The organism is Fictibacillus sp. NPDC058756 (assembly GCF_042746035.1).
GTDB lineage: Bacteria > Bacillota > Bacilli > Bacillales > Fictibacillaceae > Fictibacillus.
In genome coordinates this window covers 2,440,211-2,459,790 of record NZ_JBHYPU010000001.1, presented here as the reverse complement: position 1 = coordinate 2,459,790, position 19,580 = coordinate 2,440,211, and the positions used below count along the sequence as shown (strand labels likewise).

General features: G+C 40.2%; 19 protein-coding genes and 2 pseudogenes. 12 read left to right on the top strand and 9 right to left on the bottom strand.

Going from position 1 to position 19,580, the window contains the following annotated elements; all coding sequences use genetic code 11:
• The first annotated feature begins 42 nt into the window (after positions 1-42).
• Together proS and ACFW35_RS12370 are read left to right on the top strand one after the other, a co-directional pair.
• On the top strand, positions 43-1,473 hold the full coding sequence (gene proS, locus ACFW35_RS12375; protein ID WP_379846075.1) for a proline--tRNA ligase: 1,431 nt from the start codon (positions 43-45) through the stop codon (positions 1,471-1,473).
• Positions 1,474-1,602: 129 nt separating this feature from the next.
• Positions 1,603-2,856 (top strand): dicarboxylate/amino acid:cation symporter, encoded by a 1,254-nt coding sequence (locus ACFW35_RS12370; RefSeq protein ID WP_379846074.1) that lies wholly within the window; start codon positions 1,603-1,605, stop codon positions 2,854-2,856.
• Between the two features lie 244 nt (positions 2,857-3,100).
• Here the strand turns inward: ACFW35_RS12370 and ACFW35_RS12365 are convergent, their stop codons facing one another.
• Positions 3,101-3,751, bottom strand: coding sequence for a YdcF family protein (locus ACFW35_RS12365; protein ID WP_379846072.1), 651 nt, complete (start codon positions 3,749-3,751; stop codon positions 3,101-3,103).
• 12 nt (positions 3,752-3,763) lie between these two features.
• Positions 3,764-5,032, bottom strand: a complete 1,269-nt coding sequence (locus tag ACFW35_RS12360) for an MDR family MFS transporter (RefSeq protein ID WP_379846070.1) — start codon at positions 5,030-5,032, stop codon at positions 3,764-3,766.
• Between the two features lie 102 nt (positions 5,033-5,134).
• Between ACFW35_RS12360 and ACFW35_RS12355 the strand changes: the two genes are divergently transcribed.
• Positions 5,135-6,886 carry an ABC transporter substrate-binding protein gene (locus ACFW35_RS12355; RefSeq protein WP_379846068.1) on the top strand — a complete coding sequence of 584 codons (1,752 nt, stop codon included), beginning with the start codon at positions 5,135-5,137 and terminating at the stop codon, positions 6,884-6,886.
• 52 nt (positions 6,887-6,938) lie between these two features.
• On the opposite strand, the gene ACFW35_RS12350 is transcribed toward ACFW35_RS12355, so the two are convergent.
• Together ACFW35_RS12350 and ACFW35_RS12345 are read right to left on the bottom strand one after the other, a co-directional pair.
• Positions 6,939-7,943: an inorganic phosphate transporter gene (locus ACFW35_RS12350; RefSeq protein ID WP_379846067.1), complete on the bottom strand. Its 1,005-nt coding sequence runs from the start codon at positions 7,941-7,943 to the stop codon at positions 6,939-6,941.
• Between the two features lie 11 nt (positions 7,944-7,954).
• The gene (locus ACFW35_RS12345; protein ID WP_379846065.1) at positions 7,955-8,572 is read right to left on the bottom strand and encodes a DUF47 domain-containing protein; all 618 of its coding nucleotides are present in this window, start codon (positions 8,570-8,572) and stop codon (positions 7,955-7,957) included.
• Positions 8,573-8,771: 199 nt separating this feature from the next.
• Between ACFW35_RS12345 and ACFW35_RS12340 the strand changes: the two are divergent.
• From ACFW35_RS12340 to ACFW35_RS12325, 4 genes and pseudogenes are all read left to right on the top strand, one after another.
• Positions 8,772-8,993: pseudogene (locus ACFW35_RS12340) on the top strand (ATP-binding cassette domain-containing protein); the annotation flags it as partial.
• A 207-nt stretch (positions 8,994-9,200) separates the two neighbouring features.
• Entirely contained in the window at positions 9,201-9,374 is a 174-nt protein-coding gene (locus ACFW35_RS12335) for a hypothetical protein (protein WP_379846063.1), read from the top strand.
• A gap of 84 nt (positions 9,375-9,458) precedes the next feature.
• Positions 9,459-9,611 carry a hypothetical protein gene (locus ACFW35_RS12330; RefSeq protein WP_379846061.1) on the top strand — a complete coding sequence of 51 codons (153 nt, stop codon included), beginning with the start codon at positions 9,459-9,461 and terminating at the stop codon, positions 9,609-9,611.
• Between the two features lie 241 nt (positions 9,612-9,852).
• Positions 9,853-11,724: a heavy metal translocating P-type ATPase gene (locus tag ACFW35_RS12325; RefSeq protein WP_379846059.1), complete on the top strand. Its 1,872-nt coding sequence runs from the start codon at positions 9,853-9,855 to the stop codon at positions 11,722-11,724.
• Positions 11,725-11,841: 117 nt separating this feature from the next.
• On the opposite strand, the gene ACFW35_RS12320 is transcribed toward ACFW35_RS12325, so the two are convergent.
• From ACFW35_RS12320 to ACFW35_RS12305, 4 genes are all read right to left on the bottom strand, one after another.
• Positions 11,842-12,402: a YtxH domain-containing protein gene (locus ACFW35_RS12320; protein ID WP_379846057.1), complete on the bottom strand. Its 561-nt coding sequence runs from the start codon at positions 12,400-12,402 to the stop codon at positions 11,842-11,844.
• 157 nt (positions 12,403-12,559) lie between these two features.
• Positions 12,560-12,748 (bottom strand): cold-shock protein, encoded by a 189-nt coding sequence (locus tag ACFW35_RS12315; RefSeq protein ID WP_066288434.1) that lies wholly within the window; start codon positions 12,746-12,748, stop codon positions 12,560-12,562.
• A 67-nt stretch (positions 12,749-12,815) separates the two neighbouring features.
• The gene (locus ACFW35_RS12310; RefSeq protein WP_379846056.1) at positions 12,816-13,769 is read right to left on the bottom strand and encodes a helix-turn-helix transcriptional regulator; all 954 of its coding nucleotides are present in this window, start codon (positions 13,767-13,769) and stop codon (positions 12,816-12,818) included.
• Between the two features lie 218 nt (positions 13,770-13,987).
• On the bottom strand, positions 13,988-14,431 hold the full coding sequence (locus ACFW35_RS12305; RefSeq protein WP_379846054.1) for a MarR family winged helix-turn-helix transcriptional regulator: 444 nt from the start codon (positions 14,429-14,431) through the stop codon (positions 13,988-13,990).
• A gap of 225 nt (positions 14,432-14,656) precedes the next feature.
• Between ACFW35_RS12305 and ACFW35_RS12300 the strand changes: the two genes are divergently transcribed.
• From ACFW35_RS12300 to ACFW35_RS12285, 4 genes and pseudogenes are all read left to right on the top strand, one after another.
• Positions 14,657-15,499 (top strand): DegV family protein, encoded by an 843-nt coding sequence (locus tag ACFW35_RS12300; RefSeq protein ID WP_379846053.1) that lies wholly within the window; start codon positions 14,657-14,659, stop codon positions 15,497-15,499.
• Between the two features lie 331 nt (positions 15,500-15,830).
• Complete coding sequence (gnd, locus tag ACFW35_RS12295; protein ID WP_379846051.1) at positions 15,831-16,727, top strand: phosphogluconate dehydrogenase (NAD(+)-dependent, decarboxylating); 897 nt, start codon at positions 15,831-15,833, stop codon at positions 16,725-16,727.
• A 396-nt stretch (positions 16,728-17,123) separates the two neighbouring features.
• A complete protein-coding gene (locus ACFW35_RS12290) occupies positions 17,124-17,642 on the top strand; it encodes an acyl-CoA thioesterase (protein WP_379846049.1) in 519 nt (172 codons plus the stop codon).
• 193 nt (positions 17,643-17,835) lie between these two features.
• A pseudogene (locus ACFW35_RS12285) lies at positions 17,836-18,624 on the top strand (GerAB/ArcD/ProY family transporter); the annotation flags it as partial.
• Here the strand turns inward: ACFW35_RS12285 and ACFW35_RS12280 are convergent.
• The gene (locus ACFW35_RS12280; protein ID WP_379846047.1) at positions 18,593-18,823 is read right to left on the bottom strand and encodes a hypothetical protein; all 231 of its coding nucleotides are present in this window, start codon (positions 18,821-18,823) and stop codon (positions 18,593-18,595) included. The pseudogene ACFW35_RS12285 and the gene ACFW35_RS12280 sit on opposite strands and share 32 nt — an antisense overlap.
• Before the next feature lie 71 nt (positions 18,824-18,894).
• Between ACFW35_RS12280 and ACFW35_RS12275 the strand changes: the two genes are divergently transcribed.
• Complete coding sequence (locus ACFW35_RS12275; protein WP_379846045.1) at positions 18,895-19,527, top strand: SOS response-associated peptidase; 633 nt, start codon at positions 18,895-18,897, stop codon at positions 19,525-19,527.
• Positions 19,528-19,580: the final 53 nt, after the last annotated feature.

Sequence of the window (19,580 nt, the reverse complement as noted above, 5' to 3'; positions counted from 1 at the left end):
AAGCATAGCTTTTTTTATTTACTAAAAAGCGGGGTGCATCTAATGGCAAAGGATTTTGTAAAAGACGTAACAAGTATGAATGATGATTTTGCACAATGGTATACAGATGTAGTAACAAAAGCTGAACTGATTGATTATTCCAGTGTCCGCGGGTCTATGATTCTTAGACCTTACGGCTATGCGATCTGGGAAAACATTCAGAAACAGCTGGATAAACGCATAAAAGAAACAGGACATGAGAATGTCTACATGCCGCTCTTTATCCCTGAGAGTCTGCTGCAAAAAGAAAAAGATCACATTGAAGGTTTTGCACCTGAAGTTGCATGGGTTACCCATGGCGGGGAAGAGAAGCTGACAGAGCGCCTTTGTGTCCGGCCCACTTCTGAAGTTCTTTTTGCTGAGCATTTTAAAAGCATCATCCATTCTTACCGTGATCTGCCTAAGCTGTATAACCAGTGGTCGAACGTAGTAAGATGGGAAAAAACGACGCGTCCTTTCCTTCGTACATTGGAATTCCTTTGGCAGGAAGGGCATACTTGCCATGAAACAGATGAGGATGCCCATGAGGAAACGGTTCGCATGCTTAATGTTTACGCTGAACTTTGTGAACAGTATCTGGCAGTACCGGTCATTAAGGGGCAAAAAACGGAAAAAGAAAAGTTCGCCGGAGCTAAATATACGTACACGATTGAAAGTCTGATGCATGACGGGAAAGCTTTGCAATCCGGAACTTCCCACCATCTGGGAGACGGATTCGCAAAAGCGTTTGGCATCGAGTTCACAAACAGTGAAGGCAAGCTGCAGACTGTGCAGCAAACCTCTTGGGGCTTCACAACACGTATAATTGGAGCAATGATTATGGTCCATGGTGATGACAGAGGACTGGTTGTTCCACCAAAGATCGCGCCAACACAGCTGATGATTGTGCCAATCGCTCAGCATAAGGAAGGCGTACTTGATTTTGCATACGACCTAAAAAAAAAGCTTTCAGCCACAATCCGTACAGGAATTGATGCGAGCGATAAAAAACCAGGCTGGAAGTTCAATGAGTATGAGATGAAGGGAATTCCGCTCCGTCTTGAAGTTGGACCGCGTGACATCGAAAAGCAGCAAGTCGTACTCGTCCGCCGTGATACAGGAGAGAAACAAACCGCATCAATAGAAAACTTAGAATCGCAAATTCAAGAAATCTTAACCGGCATCCAACAAAGCTTATTTGAAAAAGCCAAAAAGCACCGCGAAGAAAAAACATCTGTTGCAGTTACTTTCGATGAATTCAAAGAAAGTCTTACAAACAACGGAGGTTTCATAAAAGCAATGTGGTGCGGGGATGAAGCATGTGAGAACTTCATAAAGGATGAAACAGGTGCAACATCCAGATGTATGCCATTTGAACAGGAAAAGCTGTCAGACAAATGTGTATGCTGTGAACAAGAAGGAGAGCATCTTGTCTACTGGGCAAAAGCATATTGATCTATAGTACAAAAGAAGGGGGACAGACCCGGGTCTGTCCCCCTATCTTTTTATCTCCCCTCTATGCAAAAAAAAATTTCCGTATAAAATAGATAGAGTGACAATGAATCTAGTAAGGGGAGTAGTTTTATGAAAAATACGTGGAAAGCTTATCGTTCTCCGATCATTTTACTCATTTCGATTATTATTGGAAGTGTGATCGGTTCTGTTATGGGCAAGGATGCGGCGGTTCTTAAGCCGTTTGGGGACTTATTTTTAAATGTTATGTTCATGATCGTTGTTCCGCTTGTTTTCTTTTCAATCTCAGCTAGCGTCGCGAACATGGCTGGAGCAAAACGATTTGGTAAGATCATAAGCTCAATGCTGATTGTGTTCACTTTAACAGGTACAATTGCTGCTGTTACAAGTATGGCAGGAATCAAACTGTTTTCACCATCTGAAGGGGTAAATATTGATCTGGTTAAACCTGATGCGGCAAATGAAGATGTTTCGATCGGTGATCAGTTAGTCAGCACGGTTACCGTCCCTGATTTTGTTGATCTGTTAAGCCGTGCGAACATGCTTGCACTTATTCTTTTTTCTGTATTATTAGGGCTTGCTACATCAAAAGTGGGAGAGAAGGCTAAGCCTCTTGCGAATTTCCTCACAGCGGGAAGTGAAGTAACCCTGCAGATGGTGAAATACGTCATGTATTATGCACCAATCGGGCTAGGAGCTTACTTTGCGGCACTAGTTGGAGAATTCGGACCAACTTTGCTCGGTTCCTATTTTAAAGCAGTACTATTTTATTATCCATTCTCTATTATTTATTTCTTTGGATTCTTTACGCTTTATGCTTGGATGGCACATGGAAAGCTTGGTATCCGAACGTTTTGGAAAAACATGCTTTCTCCGTCTGTTACAAGTCTTGCTACATGCAGTTCAGCTGCCAGTATTCCGGTTAACTTAGAAGCGACGAAAAAGATGGGAGTTCCTGATGATATTGCAGAAACAACAATCCCTCTTGGTGCAACGCTTCATAAAGACGGATCTGTCATTGGCGGCGTACTTAAAATCACGTTCCTATTCGGTATCTTCGGGATGGATTTCTCAGGAATCGACACATACTTCCTGGTAGGTGCGGTAGCGCTCTTAGTAGGAATGGTAATGGGGGCGATTCCTCAAGGCGGGTTGATTGCTGAGATGCTGATTCTTTCGTTGTTTGGTTTCCCGGTTGAGGCTCTCCCTATCATTGCAGCGATTTCTGCTATTATTGACCCTCCTGCAACATTGCTGAACGCTACGGGCGACAATGTTGCAAGCATGATGACCGCGCGTTTAGTGGAAGGGAAGAACTGGCTTGCAAAGAAAGTTTCTCCGTTAAAAGAGCAAAAAGGCGCGTAAAATATAAGGCTGTTTTTGTAAACTCTGTTTCTCAAGGATGTTATTGATTTCCGTTCCAGGAGTCTCGCTTTCCGCGGGGCGTCCGATGAGCCCCCTGCCACGTTGCGCCTTAGGGGTCTCACCAGTCCCGCTCGTCCCGTAGGAGTCTCGCTCCTTGCACTCCAATCAACTAGCTAAGAAGCGACTTTACAAAAAGCATCACAACAAAGCCCTTCAACTCAGGTTATGAGTAAAGGGCTTTTCTTTATAGTAATCTCTCTTCTACAGGAATACCTCTTAAGTGGCCTGCATCACCATACTTGCAAATACGCAGATACTCACCCCAAACACGAGATCTTCCTTCATGTGTCAGGTGCCAGTTATCACGCCTGATTCCTTCACCGTTGTAAACAGCAGGGAATCCATATGAAATAAACCTAGTTTCCTCTGGCAAGTATTTCTGCAATGTCCGAATCTGCCGTCCAGCACCATGTGCTTTACTTACAACAAGCAGAGATTTCACCATTGTAAAATCAAATACTTCAAGCGCATGGGCAACATTTTCAGCAGAGTTTCTGGATGTCTCTTCATAAAGAATACATTCCTCTGGTACACCTGCTTCAATCATTTTTCTACTTATTACGAGTGATTCTGGAATCGTTCTGTCTTTCCATGCTGCATGCTTTGTTCCGGTCGGACTCACTCCGCCCGTTACAACAAACGTGCTGCTTAATCCAGTATGATAAGCTTCAATCGCTTTTTCCCAATGTCCGGGATGCGTTCCGCCAAAGACAAACACAGCGTCACACGGTCCTGGCTTGTCATCATAATAAAAAACTATATCAGTGAGCCAGTCAATCTGCTTCTTCGTCAATTCAGGTACATTTTCCGGTTCTTTCGCAATAAGCGGATTCATTCCAATTCCTCCTTAAGCTGTTGCTTTCACGGCAGTTTTACTAGTATAAAACCGGGTGAATGCCATTTGGAACAGGAACATGCCCATTACACCTGACAATAAATACAAACTTCCCATTGTCCATGATGGTAAAAATGCTCCGATTGTAAGCCCCAGAGAACCAGCGATTTTTGCCGCTTGAAAAACAAGCCCGTTCATCGCCATATACGAACTTCTCTTAGTCTCATCAGCCAAATCTGCCAGGAACGCCTGGCGAATCGGAACGTAAAGCAGTTCACCGATCGTGTAGAGAAGAACTGCACTCATAAGAATACTCATAGAGTTGGATGCACCAACGACAGCGTAGCCGGTGGTATATAGGGACAACCCAATAAAGAAAACTTTCATATCATTGAACCGTTTCATCTTTTTTGTGAGCCAGATCGTTAATAGAACGACAAGCACCGTGTTTTCCGTAGATAGCCAGCTCAGCATTCTAATGCCTGTCATCTCAAACGAAAAGCCGTTCCAGAAGGTTAGAGTGCGCACATCAAACTCCTGATCTAACCGGACACCGATATAGTTATGCATCTGGAACTCTAACGACAAAATACAGATGCTGCCTGCTACATAGAGCATGAATGTTTTATCATGCATGACAGACCGGTAGTTTTCAATTACGTCACGCAAGACATTTCGCTTTTCTGAACTGACCGCAGCACGTTTTGATTCAAACGACTCGGTCATCCAATATGTAACAAGAATCCATGTAAAAACAGAAACAAAGGTAAGCACTAAAAACAGCTCGAACCGGTGAGATTTGAACAGCAATCCGCCGACGATAGCTCCTAAAGCAATCGATAAATTAATAGACCAATAATTTAAACTGTACATGAATTTCCGGTTTTCCGGTGTGCTCACATCGATCAGCATTGCTTCAGCTGCAGGATTCATCAGTCCAGAGCTGACACTTGAAACTAACATCATAGAAAATGTCAGCCAGACTGAATCAAGAAAAGGCGAATTTGCCAGTGCCATTACAGCAAATGCAGCTACCTGTATGCCTTGTGCAGTTACCATCACTTTTTTTCTGCCGATCCTGTCAGAAATATAGCCTCCATAAAAACTAACAAATAGTGAAACTAGCACGTTGACGATCAAAAGAATACCAGCCATTACTTGGCCTACCTTCATAGAAAAGTAGATCGCCATAAATGGAAATATCATCGTACCAACAATTCGCGTTAAAAAGGATGTTATGATCCGGATCTTTATATTCCGGTGTAATTCCCTAAACCCCATAAAAGTCACTCTCCTTATTTCCAATTTTATCTAGAAAAAGGAGAAGAAAAAGGGTAAACTTTTTATTATTATTTCCCCTTTTAATAATTTGGAGGTAACCCTATGAAACTGTTGGACTATTATGTGAGTCTTCGGCTGCATCAAAAAGAAAATGACTTTACTGATACAATGAAGATAACCATTCAGGAACTTGCTGATGTTTTGTGCTGTACGGAGCGGAATATTAAGATTCTTTTAAAGCGGATGGCGGCAGAAAACTGGCTCACCTGGCAACCGGGGAGGGGGAGAGGCAATACTTCAACTCTAACTTTCCATAAAGATATGCGTACAAGTCTTCTTGAGATTTTTCATCAAATGCTGCAGAAAGAGGACGTGAACGCGGCTATTAATCTTTTAAAAGAAAATCTTCCAGAGGATATTAAAGAAGAACTTCATCACACGCTCAACACTTATTTTGGCTATCAGGAGAAAGGACCCGAAACGGCGAAAGATGTTCTGAAGATTCCGATGACACGAAAGCTATCCACACTGGATCCTGCCTTTGTTTCAGTATCCTCTGAATCACACTTTGCCCGGCAGATTTATGATACGCTTCTGCAATATGATGAGAAGAAAAAAGTATTTACCGCTCATCTGGCACATGATTACGATGTATCAGCAGACGGAAGAACGATTACCTTTTACTTAAGAAAAGGCGTTATGTTCCACAATGGCAAACACATGACATCTAAAGATGTACTTTATACCTTCCATAGGTTAAAAGACCAGAACGCGAACTCGCCATGTCAATGGCAGACAGCACTTGTATTAGATGTTAGGTGCATTGGTCTTTATACGATCCAATTCTGCCTGAAAAGAAAAACCAGGATGTTTCTGCATTTTATGAGTTCGATCTCGATGGCTGTTCAGCCTGAAGATGAAGAGGAATTGATCGGAACCGGCCCGTTCTCCGTCACGGACTTTCGAGATGATGTCCTCATATTAGAGGCGAATACTCATTATTTTAAGGAAAGAGCATGGCTTGACCGGATCGAGATCTGGCAGATTCCGCAGAATACAAAAGTAGATCTTCATTATGAACTGCCGGAATCGGAGAATGAACAGATTGGTGAAGCTGTTGACCTTTTGCAGATGGGCAGCAACTATATCACGTTTAACCTAAACAAAGATTCTATCGTTCATAATTGGCACTTCAGAAATGCCATCTACCATTTGTTTGATATTCATTTGATGATAAAAGAGCTAAAGAAAGACAAGCTATTAGCCGCAACAAGTCTTTTTCCAGAAAAGAGTCTTGAGAATCCACCTTCTGAAAAAACTTTGAAACAGGCTGCAGAATCCCTTCATGCATCAGGCTATAAAGGTGAGATCCTTAAAGTAAGTTTTTTTGATATGAAATACAGCAATGAAGATGCAATGTGGCTTAAGAAGAGAGCAAAATCAATCGGTCTGAATCTGATGCTTCACCCTTTTCCACTCACGGAATATTACAAAGAGGAAGTGACAGCAAACTCAGATATGATTATTATGGGTGAGATGTTTGAGAACAATATTGTACTTGCTTTTATTAATTTCTTTAAGCATAAAGCAAGTTTCGTTAATCGTTTTTTGGCAGGGCAAGAAGAAGAGCACATTCAGCGAATTGTCGACCTTCTCATGGACGAAGAGGATGAGGATAAACAAAAAGGTTACATGGACGAAATTGAACATTATCTGCATGAGAGGAGACTTGTTCTAAATAGTTATCATACATACCGGAAAAAGAATTTTCCGGCTAGCCTTAAGAATGTTTCCATGAACACGTTCGGATGGGCGGATTTCAGGAAGATTTGGATCAAGCCTGCTATCGAATAGCTCCATCAAATTATAAAAAAAGAAGCTCGGTTTCCCGGGCTTCTTCTCTTTTTTAGAAAAATAAATTCAGTACAAAATATGATAATGCAGCGATTGTTGCAGAAATAGGAAGCGTGATACACCAAGTAATTAACATGGTCTTAGCAGTTCCCCATTTAACGCCTCTTAAACGGTGAGAAGCACCAACACCTAGAATAGAAGATGTAATTACGTGAGTTGTACTAACAGGAATCCCAAGAACTGATGCACCAAGGATTACTGAAGCACCCGTTAAATCAGCAGAAACACCGTTAACTGGACGGATCTTCATAATCTTTCCGCCAACTGTTTTGATAATCTTCCATCCGCCGACTGAAGTTCCAAGTCCCATTGCAAGAGCACAGGAAACCTGAACCCACAACTGAATATCTGTACTATCTGTGTAGCCGTTCGCGATTAAAGCCATAGTAATGATACCCATCGCCTTTTGAGCATCGTTTGTACCATGTGAATAGGCTTGGAAGGCAGCCGTTATAATTTGGACTTTACGGAAACCATTGTTTGTTTTCGATAAATTAGCATTTTTAAAGATGCCTTTGATCAAATGATAGAATACAAAACCAACCGCAAACGCTAAAATCGGTGAAAGCAATAATCCGTAAATAATTTTAAGGAACCCAGAGTAATGCAAAGCTTCAAACCCTGCAGCCGCGATAGCTGCACCAGCGATTGATCCAATAATTGCATGGGAAGAAGAACTAGGAATTCCGTAATACCACGTAATTAAGTTCCAAGCTATTGCTGCGATTAATGCAGCTAAAATTACTACTGAACCGTTTTGAAGAGTAAATGGATCCACGATATCTTTCGTAATCGTTTTTGCTACACCTGTAAACGTCATAGCTCCGACAAAGTTCATGACAGCAGCCAATAGAATGGCTTTACGAGGTGTTAGGGCTTTTGTTGAGACCGATGTTGCAATTGCGTTTGCTGTATCATGGAAACCGTTGATAAAATCAAACGCTAGTGCACCGATAACAACGAGAATAGTAAGGATTAATATAGAATCAAATTCCATAACAAATACCGTTACGCGTTTTTCATGATAATGGATTCTAGTGTGTTTGCAACGTTCTGGCAGCTGTCGGCGATGCCTTCAAGTACATCATACATTTCTTTGTACTTAATTACTTTAATTGGATCCGTTTCAGTTGCAAACAATTGACGCTGTGCTTCGCGATAAAGATCGTCACATTTTGATTCATAATCTTTAATCTTGATAGCATGTTCACGCATATCAAGAAGTTTTTTATCAGCAAGAAGATTTACTGTCAGCAAAATCTCGTCTGCACTTAATTTAATGTTTTCAACAAACTTAACCATGTATTCATCAGGATTCGTGATTGCATAAATATCAAAGAGGGCAGAAGCCTGTTCGATGCCATCTAAAATATCATCCATGCTCATAGCCAGTGATAAAATGTCTTCTCTTTCAATTGGTGTAATAAATACTTTGTTCAGTTCCATGATAACGGTATGAACATAAGAATCGCCTTTTGACTCAAGTTCTTTCAAATGGTCAGCAAACTCACGCAAGTCATTTTCGTTATTGATCTTGAAGTCGTAAAAATAACCAGCAGATTCTTTAAGATTGCTCGCAATATCAGTTAGCATTACAGCAAACTTATCCTTTTTCTTTGTAAACATAAGTACCCTCCAAAAGAAATGTCTTTTATCCTTTTTTTTTAACCTTTATATAGGCAGTTATTTTTTGTCTTTTTTAACCACCCAACACATTATACAAAAAAATGAGAGTTTTTGTCGAAAAAGAATGAATTGTAATGAATAATTTACAAAACTATTACTGGTTCATTGTTTTTTTTAGATTTCCCTAACTTATCATAAGATACACCTTCTTGTTAAAAAGCTTACTAAACGTTTTACACCTGAAAAAGGCTTGTTTGATTTGAATTTTGAAGTAAAAAAAGGTGAAGTATTTGGCTATATCGGACAGAGCGGAGCAGGCAAGTCTACAACGATCCGCCATTTAATGGGCTTTATGAAACCGGATGACGGAAGTTCCCGTATCAATGAATTGGATTGCTGGACAAAGTCAGCTGAAGTTCAAAATATGCCATGGAACCTTGATCCACTAGGCGCGCCATTAACCGGGTAGAGGTTAGGATGACATAGATCATAAGAATGATTAAAACAGCATACCGTAAAATTCGCCTGCAATATAATCAGCCAGTGAGTTGATCCCATTTTCCATGCCGATCAGCTTGCGAATTCCTTCTGGGCTACTCAAGCTGCAGTAATCATTACCGGGCTTGGATTGATTGTTGCTTTTACAACACTAAGCGGTATTGCCGCAAGTGAATGGCTGATTTCAGGTTATGAGCTTGATATTGCATCATTTATTACACTTAATGTTTTAACGTTCCTCATTTTTCTGGTGATCGCCGGATATTGTTTCTTCATTTCATCTTCGTTTAATGATGAGAAGTAGGCGCTTGGTATTTCTGCAGGGTTAACCCTGTTTTTTTATATGCTGAATATGGCCGGAAAGCTGAGTGAAGAAACGGAGTGGCTATTGAACTTTACGATATTCAAATTGTATGACCCTATTAAAATGATTAATAATGAAACGGATGCCATGTTAACCGGTTCAATGCTTGGACTGGCAGCGATACTTTTATTTGCTGGAAGCTTAATTGTCTATAAGAGAAGAAATCTTCCCTTGTAAATCCTGAAGCGGAAATCAACCACTTCTAGACAGAGGAATTCATTTCAATCTTTGAAATAAAGAAGTATAATAAAAATAACAATTTATGTGTAACATTTTTTAACAGTCCCACATAGAATAGTAGGGCTAGGAACCGAATATTGGATAGTTTTCAGGCTGCTGTCGTTTAGACGGCAGCATTTCTGCTTTTATAAGGGTAATGAGGATGATTGTTATTATCAATACGTAGGAGGGAAGTTAAATGGAACTCTCTGCACGGACTCAGCTTATACTTGCTACCACGGCCGGATTTTTGATTCTATCCGCCTGGCTGGTCGAAACTTATACCCAGTCACCATTCTATGTACTGTTCTATATACTGGCTTTTATTGTTGGAGGTTATGCAAAGGCTGTTGAAGGCATACAAGGAAGTATCGAGGAAAAGCAGCTGAATGTTGAACTATTAATGATGTTTGCAGCGATTGGATCGGCGGCCATTGGCTATTGGGGAGAAGGAGCTGTCCTCATACTGATTTTTGCATATTCTGGTGCGCTCGAAAGTTACACGCTTCAAAAAAGCGATAAAGAAATCAAGTCACTGATTTCCCTCCAGCCTGAAGAAGCATGGCTTATCTCAGGAGATAAAGAATCTCGGGTAAATGCATCCAGTCTAGAACCTGGTAATGTGATTAAAGTAAAACCTGGAGAAAGAATTCCAGCAGATGGCGTCGTGCTGAAGGGCAACTCATATGTTAACGAATCAGCTTTAACAGGTGAATCATTTGCAAAAGAGATTGAGCCCTCATCAGAAGTATTGGCGGGTACACTAAATCAAACAGGACTTCTCGAGATTTTCGTAACGAAGCATATGAAAGATTCAGTTTTTCAAAGAATGATTGACCTTGTAAACAGGGCTCAGAGCGAAGCACCACCGGTTCAGAGGAAGATAGAAGAATTTGAAGCGAAATATGTTTTATTTGTACTATTAGCTGCAGCATTGACGGTGCTAGTACCTGGTTCGACGGGAATATGGAGTTATTCAGAATCGTTATACCGTGCGTGTGTGTTATTGGTTGTAGCATCACCATGTGCGCTTGTTGCCTCGACTATGCCGGCATTGCTGGCTTCACTTTCAAATGCAGCCAAGCAAGGGATTCTTTTTAAAAGCGGTGTGTTCCTTGAGAAGCTAAGTATGGTTAACGTGATTGCATTTGATAAAACAGGAACTCTTACAGAAGGTAATCCCTCCGTGACGGCGGTAAAGTACGTCCATCCTTCAATAAAAGAAGAAATCTTGATCCCGATTATTTATACGATAGAAAAAAACAGTACTCATCCATTAGCAAAAGCGATATTAAACAAATTAGAACCGGACTATAAGGATAACGAGAAAGAAATCATTTCATATGAAGATATCCCAGGCTTAGGTGTTAAGGCGGAAGCTGCAGGTATTCATTGGAAGATCGGCAGCAGGGAACTGACAGGTATAAATGATAAAAGGGAGTCAAAGTTAATCGCGGATCTAACGGAAAATAATGAAGTTACTGGTCAGACGGTGGTATATGTCACCGCTGATGATGAACTTGCGGCGTACTTTTTAATAGGGGATACCGTTCGCGATGAGACAATTGATGCTATTGAGGCTCTGAAACAAAAGCAAATATTAACGCTGATGTTAACTGGTGATTCCAAACGCGGAGCCGAAATGATAGGAAGGCTCGCAAAAGTAGATGAAGTGGGCTACTCCTGCATGCCTGAAGATAAAGTGAATACGGTCATGAGATGGAAAGAGCGCTCGGCTGTAGTGGCTATGATCGGTGATGGTGTGAACGATGCTCCTGCTCTGGCAGTTGCAGATGTCGGTGTTGCGATGGGAATGGGAAGTGACGCCGCGATTGAAACAGCAGATGTTGTTCTAGTGAAGAATGATCTTAGCAAGTTGTTATATGCCATGAGTTTATCAGAGCGGTTATCAAAAATCGTTAAACAGAACATTGTATTTTCGATTGGTGTCATACTATTCTTGCTGTTTGCAAATTACTTTCAAGTTCTGACACTGCCATTTGGGGTGATCGGACATGAAGGGAGTACAATACTTGTCATTTTAAACGGGCTCCGGCTGTTGAAAGGATAAATATTCTTTTCAATGCTTTGTTGCATGTGAAACGAGGGTTAGTTGATTTCCGCTCCAAGGGCACAGTCCAAAACATAAAGAAAAAGCCGGACATCGCGTCCGGCTTTTTAACCTACATTAAAATTTATTATTTACATCACTTTGTTTTTTCTCATAGGAAGTGGAGTCTGTTCCTGTCATTGTACGGGGTTTTACTACAGCAGTTGTTTTTGTTGAAGATTGAGTGCTGTATCCGTCTCGTTCAGCTTCCTTTTTTGCTTCATCGATCGCTGTTTTTGTTTCGCTCTTTGCTTCTTTAATCGTATTTTTCGCTTCCTGCAGCTTTTGTCGGGCAGAAACTGACATGCTGCTTGATTTGTCTTTCATAGATTCAACAGCATCTTTTGCGTCCATCTGGCCTAGCTTAGCTTTTAGCATCGTTTCGTCTTTCTTTTGCAATGTACGCTCTTTAAGTTTGATAGAAGTGTCACGCAAATCGTTTCTGAACTCATTACCTTTCTTTGGTGCATATAAAAGTGCTGCAGCAGCACCTACTAAACTCCCGACTACAAGTCCAGTTGTAAAGCCTGATCCAGAACCTTTTTTGTTATCATATGTTTCACGTGTTTGGAAATCGGAATGCGTAAATACCGGCTCCGCTGTTGTAGTATATGTTGTGTGTGTATTTTCGTTATGCATAATCAATTCCTCCTTTTTTTGCTTGTATATAAAACGTACCCGGATGTGCTATAAGTTAAACACTTTATGCTTAATTGTATAGGAGATTGAAGGGACTTGTCCAAATGAGGGCATAGAAAAAGCCGGGATATACCCGGCAGGTTTTCTATTTATTTCATTAGCTTTTGAGTTCAGGAAGCATTCGGATTTCCTCATTCATTGCTGATTTACAAATGGGGCATTGAGGTTCTTTTTGCAAAGAAAAGTCAGCGCGCATCCAGCATGAGCAACCGTCACTCGAACATGCCCAAACCTTCGTTTCTACGTCTGGAATCGGCTCTGCAGGTTGTTTTGAAAAAAAAGCCATAGATATCCCCCTTTTCTGTTCTACTTATAGTATACGCCTAAAAGAGGAAAAATATGTATCAATTTGATTACATATTTAAAATAAGTTCATTTTTTGCTGAGATTTCTTTCGCCCAGCGAGCGTGAATCGCCTTTATTTCATCGGGTGAGTGAATGGTTATATCTGATTTCAATAACCACAAATAGTCTGCTATTTTATTTATGTGATTCAATAAAACACGACCCTTTAACATGATGTTGCCATCTTCAAGTTTAACGATAAACTGTTTAAGAAATGGATGTGAGATGCAGTAATCCGTTTTTTCAGGTGCAATTTCAGCAACAAGCTCTACATAGGAACGCGGAGTAATCTTTGCTGCCCAGTTATGGATTGTAATATCAGTAAAGTCTTTTATATCCATAGGTTCATAATTAATCACGGCTTGATGGATATCCGAAAGGTTAAATACATGAAAATCTGTAAGTGAGTAGCAATAGGCTGGACAGAACCACTCTCCATTTTCATTGTAGATACCTATAGGCTGGACGTTGCAATATGTCTTGGAATCTTGTATATGATAAAGAACAGTAACGATTTTTTGTTTTATTGCAGCTTCAAGCATTACGGGTGCATGCAAACTTTGTTCGGGAATGGGAAGTTGAACAGAAAGGCGTTTTTGAACGTGTTCCCAATTATCTTTAGCATCTGCTGGCAAGTATTGAAGAAGTTTATTAGAGACAGATCTGCTTTGAATTTGAAAAGGGAAACTTTCTGCCTCATATGAGTGAAGACCATATAATATAGCAGAAGCCTCCATCTCAGTAAATCCGATAGGCGGAAGAATCCGATCGTTTTCAATCCGGTATCCGCCATGTGGACCAAACTCAGAAATGATCGGCAATCCCATCTCCATAAGTCTTATTAGATCACGCTGTATGGTACGGGTAGAAACTTGAAATTCTGCCGCTAATTCTTTTAAGGTAAATTGTTTTTTAGTATTAATAGAAAGTAGTAGTCTTTCTAATCTTTTTATCTTTGACATGTTTGACCCCTATTTGTTGTATTCAACTATTGTACTACTCGGTTGTTTTTTATATCGTACATAATTACTGAATTGTTAGTGTTTCACCGAATAAAGTCGAAATAAGAGCTTGAAAACAAAATAACACGTTATCCATTTCAGATAACGTGTTAAGTGTATAGTATGAAAAGTAGTAAGACTAAGCTGCGATAATTGGTTAGGGCAGGGTGATTGAAGGATTAGTTTTTTACGATGGAAGAAAGATGTTCGATACATTCAACCATGTCAGCCAGCTGCTTATCCGTAAGCTGTGACACGTATTTTGATAAAACACCATTTCTTTTTTCCTGAATCATCTCGAATGCATCTAAACCAGCTTCATTCAGATGAACATAAACGATTCTGCGATCTAATTCCGAACGATACCGATCAACTAATCCTCTTTTAACAAGTCTGTCAATGATGACGGTAGTAGCACTTGCACGAACTTTCATAGCGTCGGCAATTTCTGAAACGGTCCATTTTTCACGAGTAGAAAGTGTTTTCAAAATTTGAAACTGAGTAGAGGTAATCTCTTCTTCTTCCCAAATTTCGGGTTTTAAAACGTCCATGATTTCTACAAAAGCCTTCTCTATCCGCTCTACTTCTATTAAAACATTTCTACTTTCTGCTACCACTTTCACAGTGCTGCCTCCTTAGCTTACATTACTCCTATTTTAATATAAATTTCCGATAAGTTCCATTAATATGTAGTATAAAGTATCTAGTTCCCAATGTGTATCTCTGCGCTAGTATTTAAACTATTGAAATATAGATTTAATTTAGCAATAAAAATATATTCCTGTCAAATTAGAGGAATTCTTTCATGAATATCTAATAGAAAAAGAGAGAAAAAAGGGGGAAGAATGATGGCACGTATTGCTTGGATAACAGACAGTACAAGCTGTATTACACAGGAAGAAGCGAAGCAGCTTGGCATACATATTATACCAGTATCGGTTATTATGGGAGAAGAGGTATACAAGGATGGTGTTGACATCACACCAGATGAATTTTATACAAAATTGGAAACAATTACCAAACTTCCGAAAACAAGCCAGCCAACTGTTGGTGAATTTTCTGATTTCTATGAAGTGCTTAAGCACGATTATGACTGTGGAATCGCTGTACACGTATCAGAGAAATTCAGTGGTACTATTAACGGATCTAGGCTTGGAGCAGATATGGCAGATTTCCCTGTACATATCGTAGATTCGAAAATCACTTCTGAAGCTATGAAACAACTTGTTTTAAAAGGAAAACGATTAGAAGAAGAAGGACTTGCCCCAGAAGAAATCGCTTCACAATTGAGAGAATCTGCAGATCATGTTAAAGGATATGTGTGCATCGGAAGTTTAGAGCAGCTGAGACGTGGAGGCAGATTATCTGGTGCAAGTTTCTTGGTTGGAAACCTCCTGCAGATCAAACCAATCCTGACATTTGATGATGGATCACTTGTACCTTTTGAAAAAATAAGAACGCTAAAAAAAGCAGAGTCCCGTGTGCTAGCTCTGTTTGAAGAGGCAGCGGCAAGAACATCTGTAAATGGAGTAAGTGTCGTTTATAGCGGTTCATCTGAAAAAGCAGAAGATTGGCTGCACCTTTTAAAAGAAAAATATCCAGACATTACGATTAACCTGGGACAGCTTAGTCCTGCGATCGGAGTACACGTGGGAGCAGGTACTCTTGGCATCCTCTGGTTTGAGGGATAAGATTAAACCACAAAAGGCATAAGAGTGTAAAAAGTAACAGGGGACAGACCCGGGTCTGTCCCCTGTTACTTTTTACGTATTGTCCTACAACAAACCGATATATCATTTAGATTATGTGGACAACAAACGTGATTCTGTTTAGGCAAGACCTTGAGAGTGATCAGATTCCTTGTAAAATAGATAAAACACCCGTAAAACATGATTAAATAATTGTTTTTTTGATCATTTTTCGATAAGGTAGTAGACAGTGTTGCAAGTAAAGGTTAAGAGCCTTTATTTTGTGGAATAATACCAAAGAGTACGAAATACATAAAATGGAGTGATTAGAACAATGGAAATCGGATTAATCGGCCTAGGTAAAATGGGCTTTAATATGGCATTGAACATGAACGATAAAGGCTATACCGTTATCGCTACTGATGTTAACAAAGACACAGTTAAAGAGATTTCTGAACAAGGGGTTAAAGGAGTAGAATCAGTAGAAGAGCTCGCAAACTCATTCTCAGGAAGAAAGGCTGTCATTCTTCTTGTACCGGCAGGTGAAATTGTTGACCAAGTAATCAACGAGCTTAAATCGCACCTTACAGAAGGGGATATTATTGTTGATGCTGGGAACTCCATGTACAAGCATACACTGCGCCGTTACGAAGAGTTAAAGGCTGATGGCATCCACTTTGTTGACGTTGGTACTAGCGGAGGAACAGATGGAGCTCGCTACGGTCTTTGCGCGATGATGGGCGGAGATGATGATGCAGTAAATTATCTTGCTCCACTCTATGAAAAAATTTGCGTTGAAAAAGGTTTCTTAATAACAGGTCGCGCTGGTTCTGGCCATTTCTTAAAGATGGTTCATAACGGTATTGAGTACGGTATGATGCAAGCGATCGGTGAAGGATTTGAAATCCTGGACAAGAGTGATTTTGATTATGACTATGAGGCTGTTTCGAGAGTATGGAACAACGGATCTGTTATCCGAAGCTGGCTTATTGAATTGATGGAGAATGCGTTCAGCAAACAACCTAACCTGGAGGATATCCGCGGCGTTATGAACTCATCGGGTGAAGGGATCTGGACAATTGAAGCTGCACTTGATTATCAGGCATCAGCTCCAGTTATCGCGCTTTCACAATTCATGCGCTTCCGTTCATTAGAAGATGACACGTTCCATGGTAAAGTAGTTGCTGCACTGCGTAATGAGTTCGGCGGACATGCTGTCGTGAAAAAATAATACTTTGTTTAAAGACCTCTGTGCCCGGGAAAAAAACAGAGGTCTTTTACTATTTTTAATTAAGGCTCTTCTCTAAAAGATTGTTGTTTTTGAATAATTTTTTGAAATGCCTTCATTGATAAGTTGATTGGAGTGTAAGGTGCGAGACTCCTCGAAGATAAAAATCAATTTTCTTCGTGCGATGTAATGCTGCCGAAGCCTTCCTTGTCCTGCGGGATCAGCGTGACAGGTGAGATCCCTGAAGGGCTTGAATAGCCTAGGGGGCTCACCGCACGCCCCGAGGAAAGCCAGCATCCTGAAGCGGAAATCAACCACTTTCAAGAGCAACAAAGTTTGCGTAAACAGCCTTAATAAACATATACTATCAATGACCTGAAAGGGATAGGAGTTTAGATTATGGAAAAGAAATATGTACGCGAGTCACGCACTGTTAAATCATCAGTTGTTCTTCCACCTGATTTAAACAATCATGGAACGCTCTTTGGCGGCAAGCTTATGGCTTATATTGATGATGTTGCTGCCATTTCTGCGATTCGTCATGCGCGCAAACATGTAGTTACAGCCTCTACTGATTCAGTGGACTTTCTACAACCAATTAAAGAAGGTTATTCCGTTTGCTTAGAATCGTTCGTGACATGGACGAAAACCACTTCGATGGAGGTTTTCGTTAAAGTCATTGCAGAGAACCTATTAACTGGAGAACGTAAAGTGTGCGCCGTTTCTTTTTTAACGTTTGTAGCCATGGGAGAGGATGGAAAGCCTACACCTGTGCCAAAAGTCATACCTGAAACAGAAGAAGAGAAATGGCTGCATGAACACGCGCCAGAACGAGCGATTGCAAGAAAAAAACGCCGTGAAGAAAGCAAAAAGTTAGCAAAAGAATTCGGTGTGAAAAAGCCGTGGGATTCAATTTGAGCATAAAGATATATTTTTAAAAATTATATATGTTAAGATTCGCAAAATGAGAATAAGGTGATATAATAAAGTTAACCTTTTTCCAGCCAGGGATACAGAACCCTGGCATTAATCTTGTTAAATTGTTTTAAGCCCTTAATTTGTTGATAAAAACGAATTAGGGGCTTTTTAGTGCTGTAATGTTTTTGTACAAACACCAATTATCGTAGTGAACACCTTAATGATTGCAACGGTCGTGTATGTTTTAAAGCTGGGATTTGAGGTCCTGGTTCGGACAGGTGAAATATTTTTTGGCTTGGTTGCATTGTTAGGGATTACATTGGCCGTATTGGTGTTATCGGCAGATCTTATGGAATACAACTACTTGCTTCCTATTTTTGGAGATGGAGTTTTGCCTGTATTAAAAGCAGCTTTCCCTGTAACACCGACCTTTCCGTTCGGGGAGATGGTTGTTTTTACAATTCTGCTCCCATATTTAAAAGTGAAAAACAAAAATAAAGCATTAAAGGTAGGTTTATTAGGGATGGGAGTAAGCGGTGTGGTATTAAGTACAACAATCGCAATGGATATTGCAGTTCTAGGCGGACACGTCGCAAATCATGTTTACTTCCCTTTTTTAGCAGCAGTAGCAAAAATCAATCTCGGAGAATTTATACAGAGACTTGATGCATTAGTTGTATTTACATTAATCATCGGTGGATTTTTCAAGGTTGCTGTCTTCTTATATGTATCTGTAAAAGCCGCGCAGGATGTATTTGGAGTGAAGGAAGAAACCACGATCATCGGACCAATAGGAGTTGTAGTCATTTTATCTTCAATTGCGATTGCATCTAATTACGTAGAACACATTAATGAAGGTTTGAATGTTGTGCCGCATTTTATACACATTCTTTTTCAGGTTGTTTTACCTGCAATCTTTATTATTGTATTCTTAATTAGAAAAAAGCAGCTTAAGCATTTTGCTTCTTCTTCATCCAGTTAGACCACATGAAAGTAAGCATTGGAAGAACGAACAAAACGATCACCAGGAAAAATTCGACTTTATCCACATATTTAAAAAATGAAAAAAATGATCGTTTTAGGACGGATAAAGGCGGTGTGCCCATAAACCAGTCAATGCCAATTAATACGGCAATCATTGCAGTAAGTGTTATCAAGTAGATGGATACGGGGTTTTTCATTTCTATCGCCTCCTGAAGAATAGTTTTTACAGTATTCTTCCGCTTATCCATCATTAAAAGGGAGTGGGGAAATGTGCGGCAGGTACTTTCTTTATTATGACAAGGATTTTATCATTGATGCTTTTAATATAGTAAATGAGTTTGATTATGAAGACCGCTTTAACATCGCTCCCAGTCAGGATGTGCTTGCTATTGTTAAAGGCAGCTCAGGTAATCGGGCAGGGTATATGAAATGGGGGCTTATCCCGAAGTGGGCGAATGACCCTAAGATCGGCAACAAACTAATCAATGCCAGAAGCGAAACAATAGAAGAAAAACCAAGCTTTAAAGAATCTTTCTATCAAAAAAGATGCCTGATCCCTGCAAGCGGCTTTTACGAATGGGTAAAAGAAGGCAATAAAAAACAGCCTTTTCAGTTTACCTTGGAAGATAACGAGCCTTTTGCTTTTGCAGGAATCTGGTCCAGGTGGAATCAAGGACCAGCTGGTGCGGGTGTTGAGAAAATAACGTGTTCGATCTTAACAAAGGAATCTAATTCGTTCATGGGCAACTATCATCACAGGATGCCAGTGATGCTGAAACCAGAACAAGGGGATTTATGGCTAGAGCGCGGAACAGATAAAGACATACTCCTGGCGATGCTAAGTGAAAATAACCCTGAACTTTTAGCAGAACCTGTGACAAGGAATTTAAATACGAGATAAAACCGGCTTCTTAAAGGCTGCACCAGCTTTTTGGGATGCCGATTTTTTGTTCT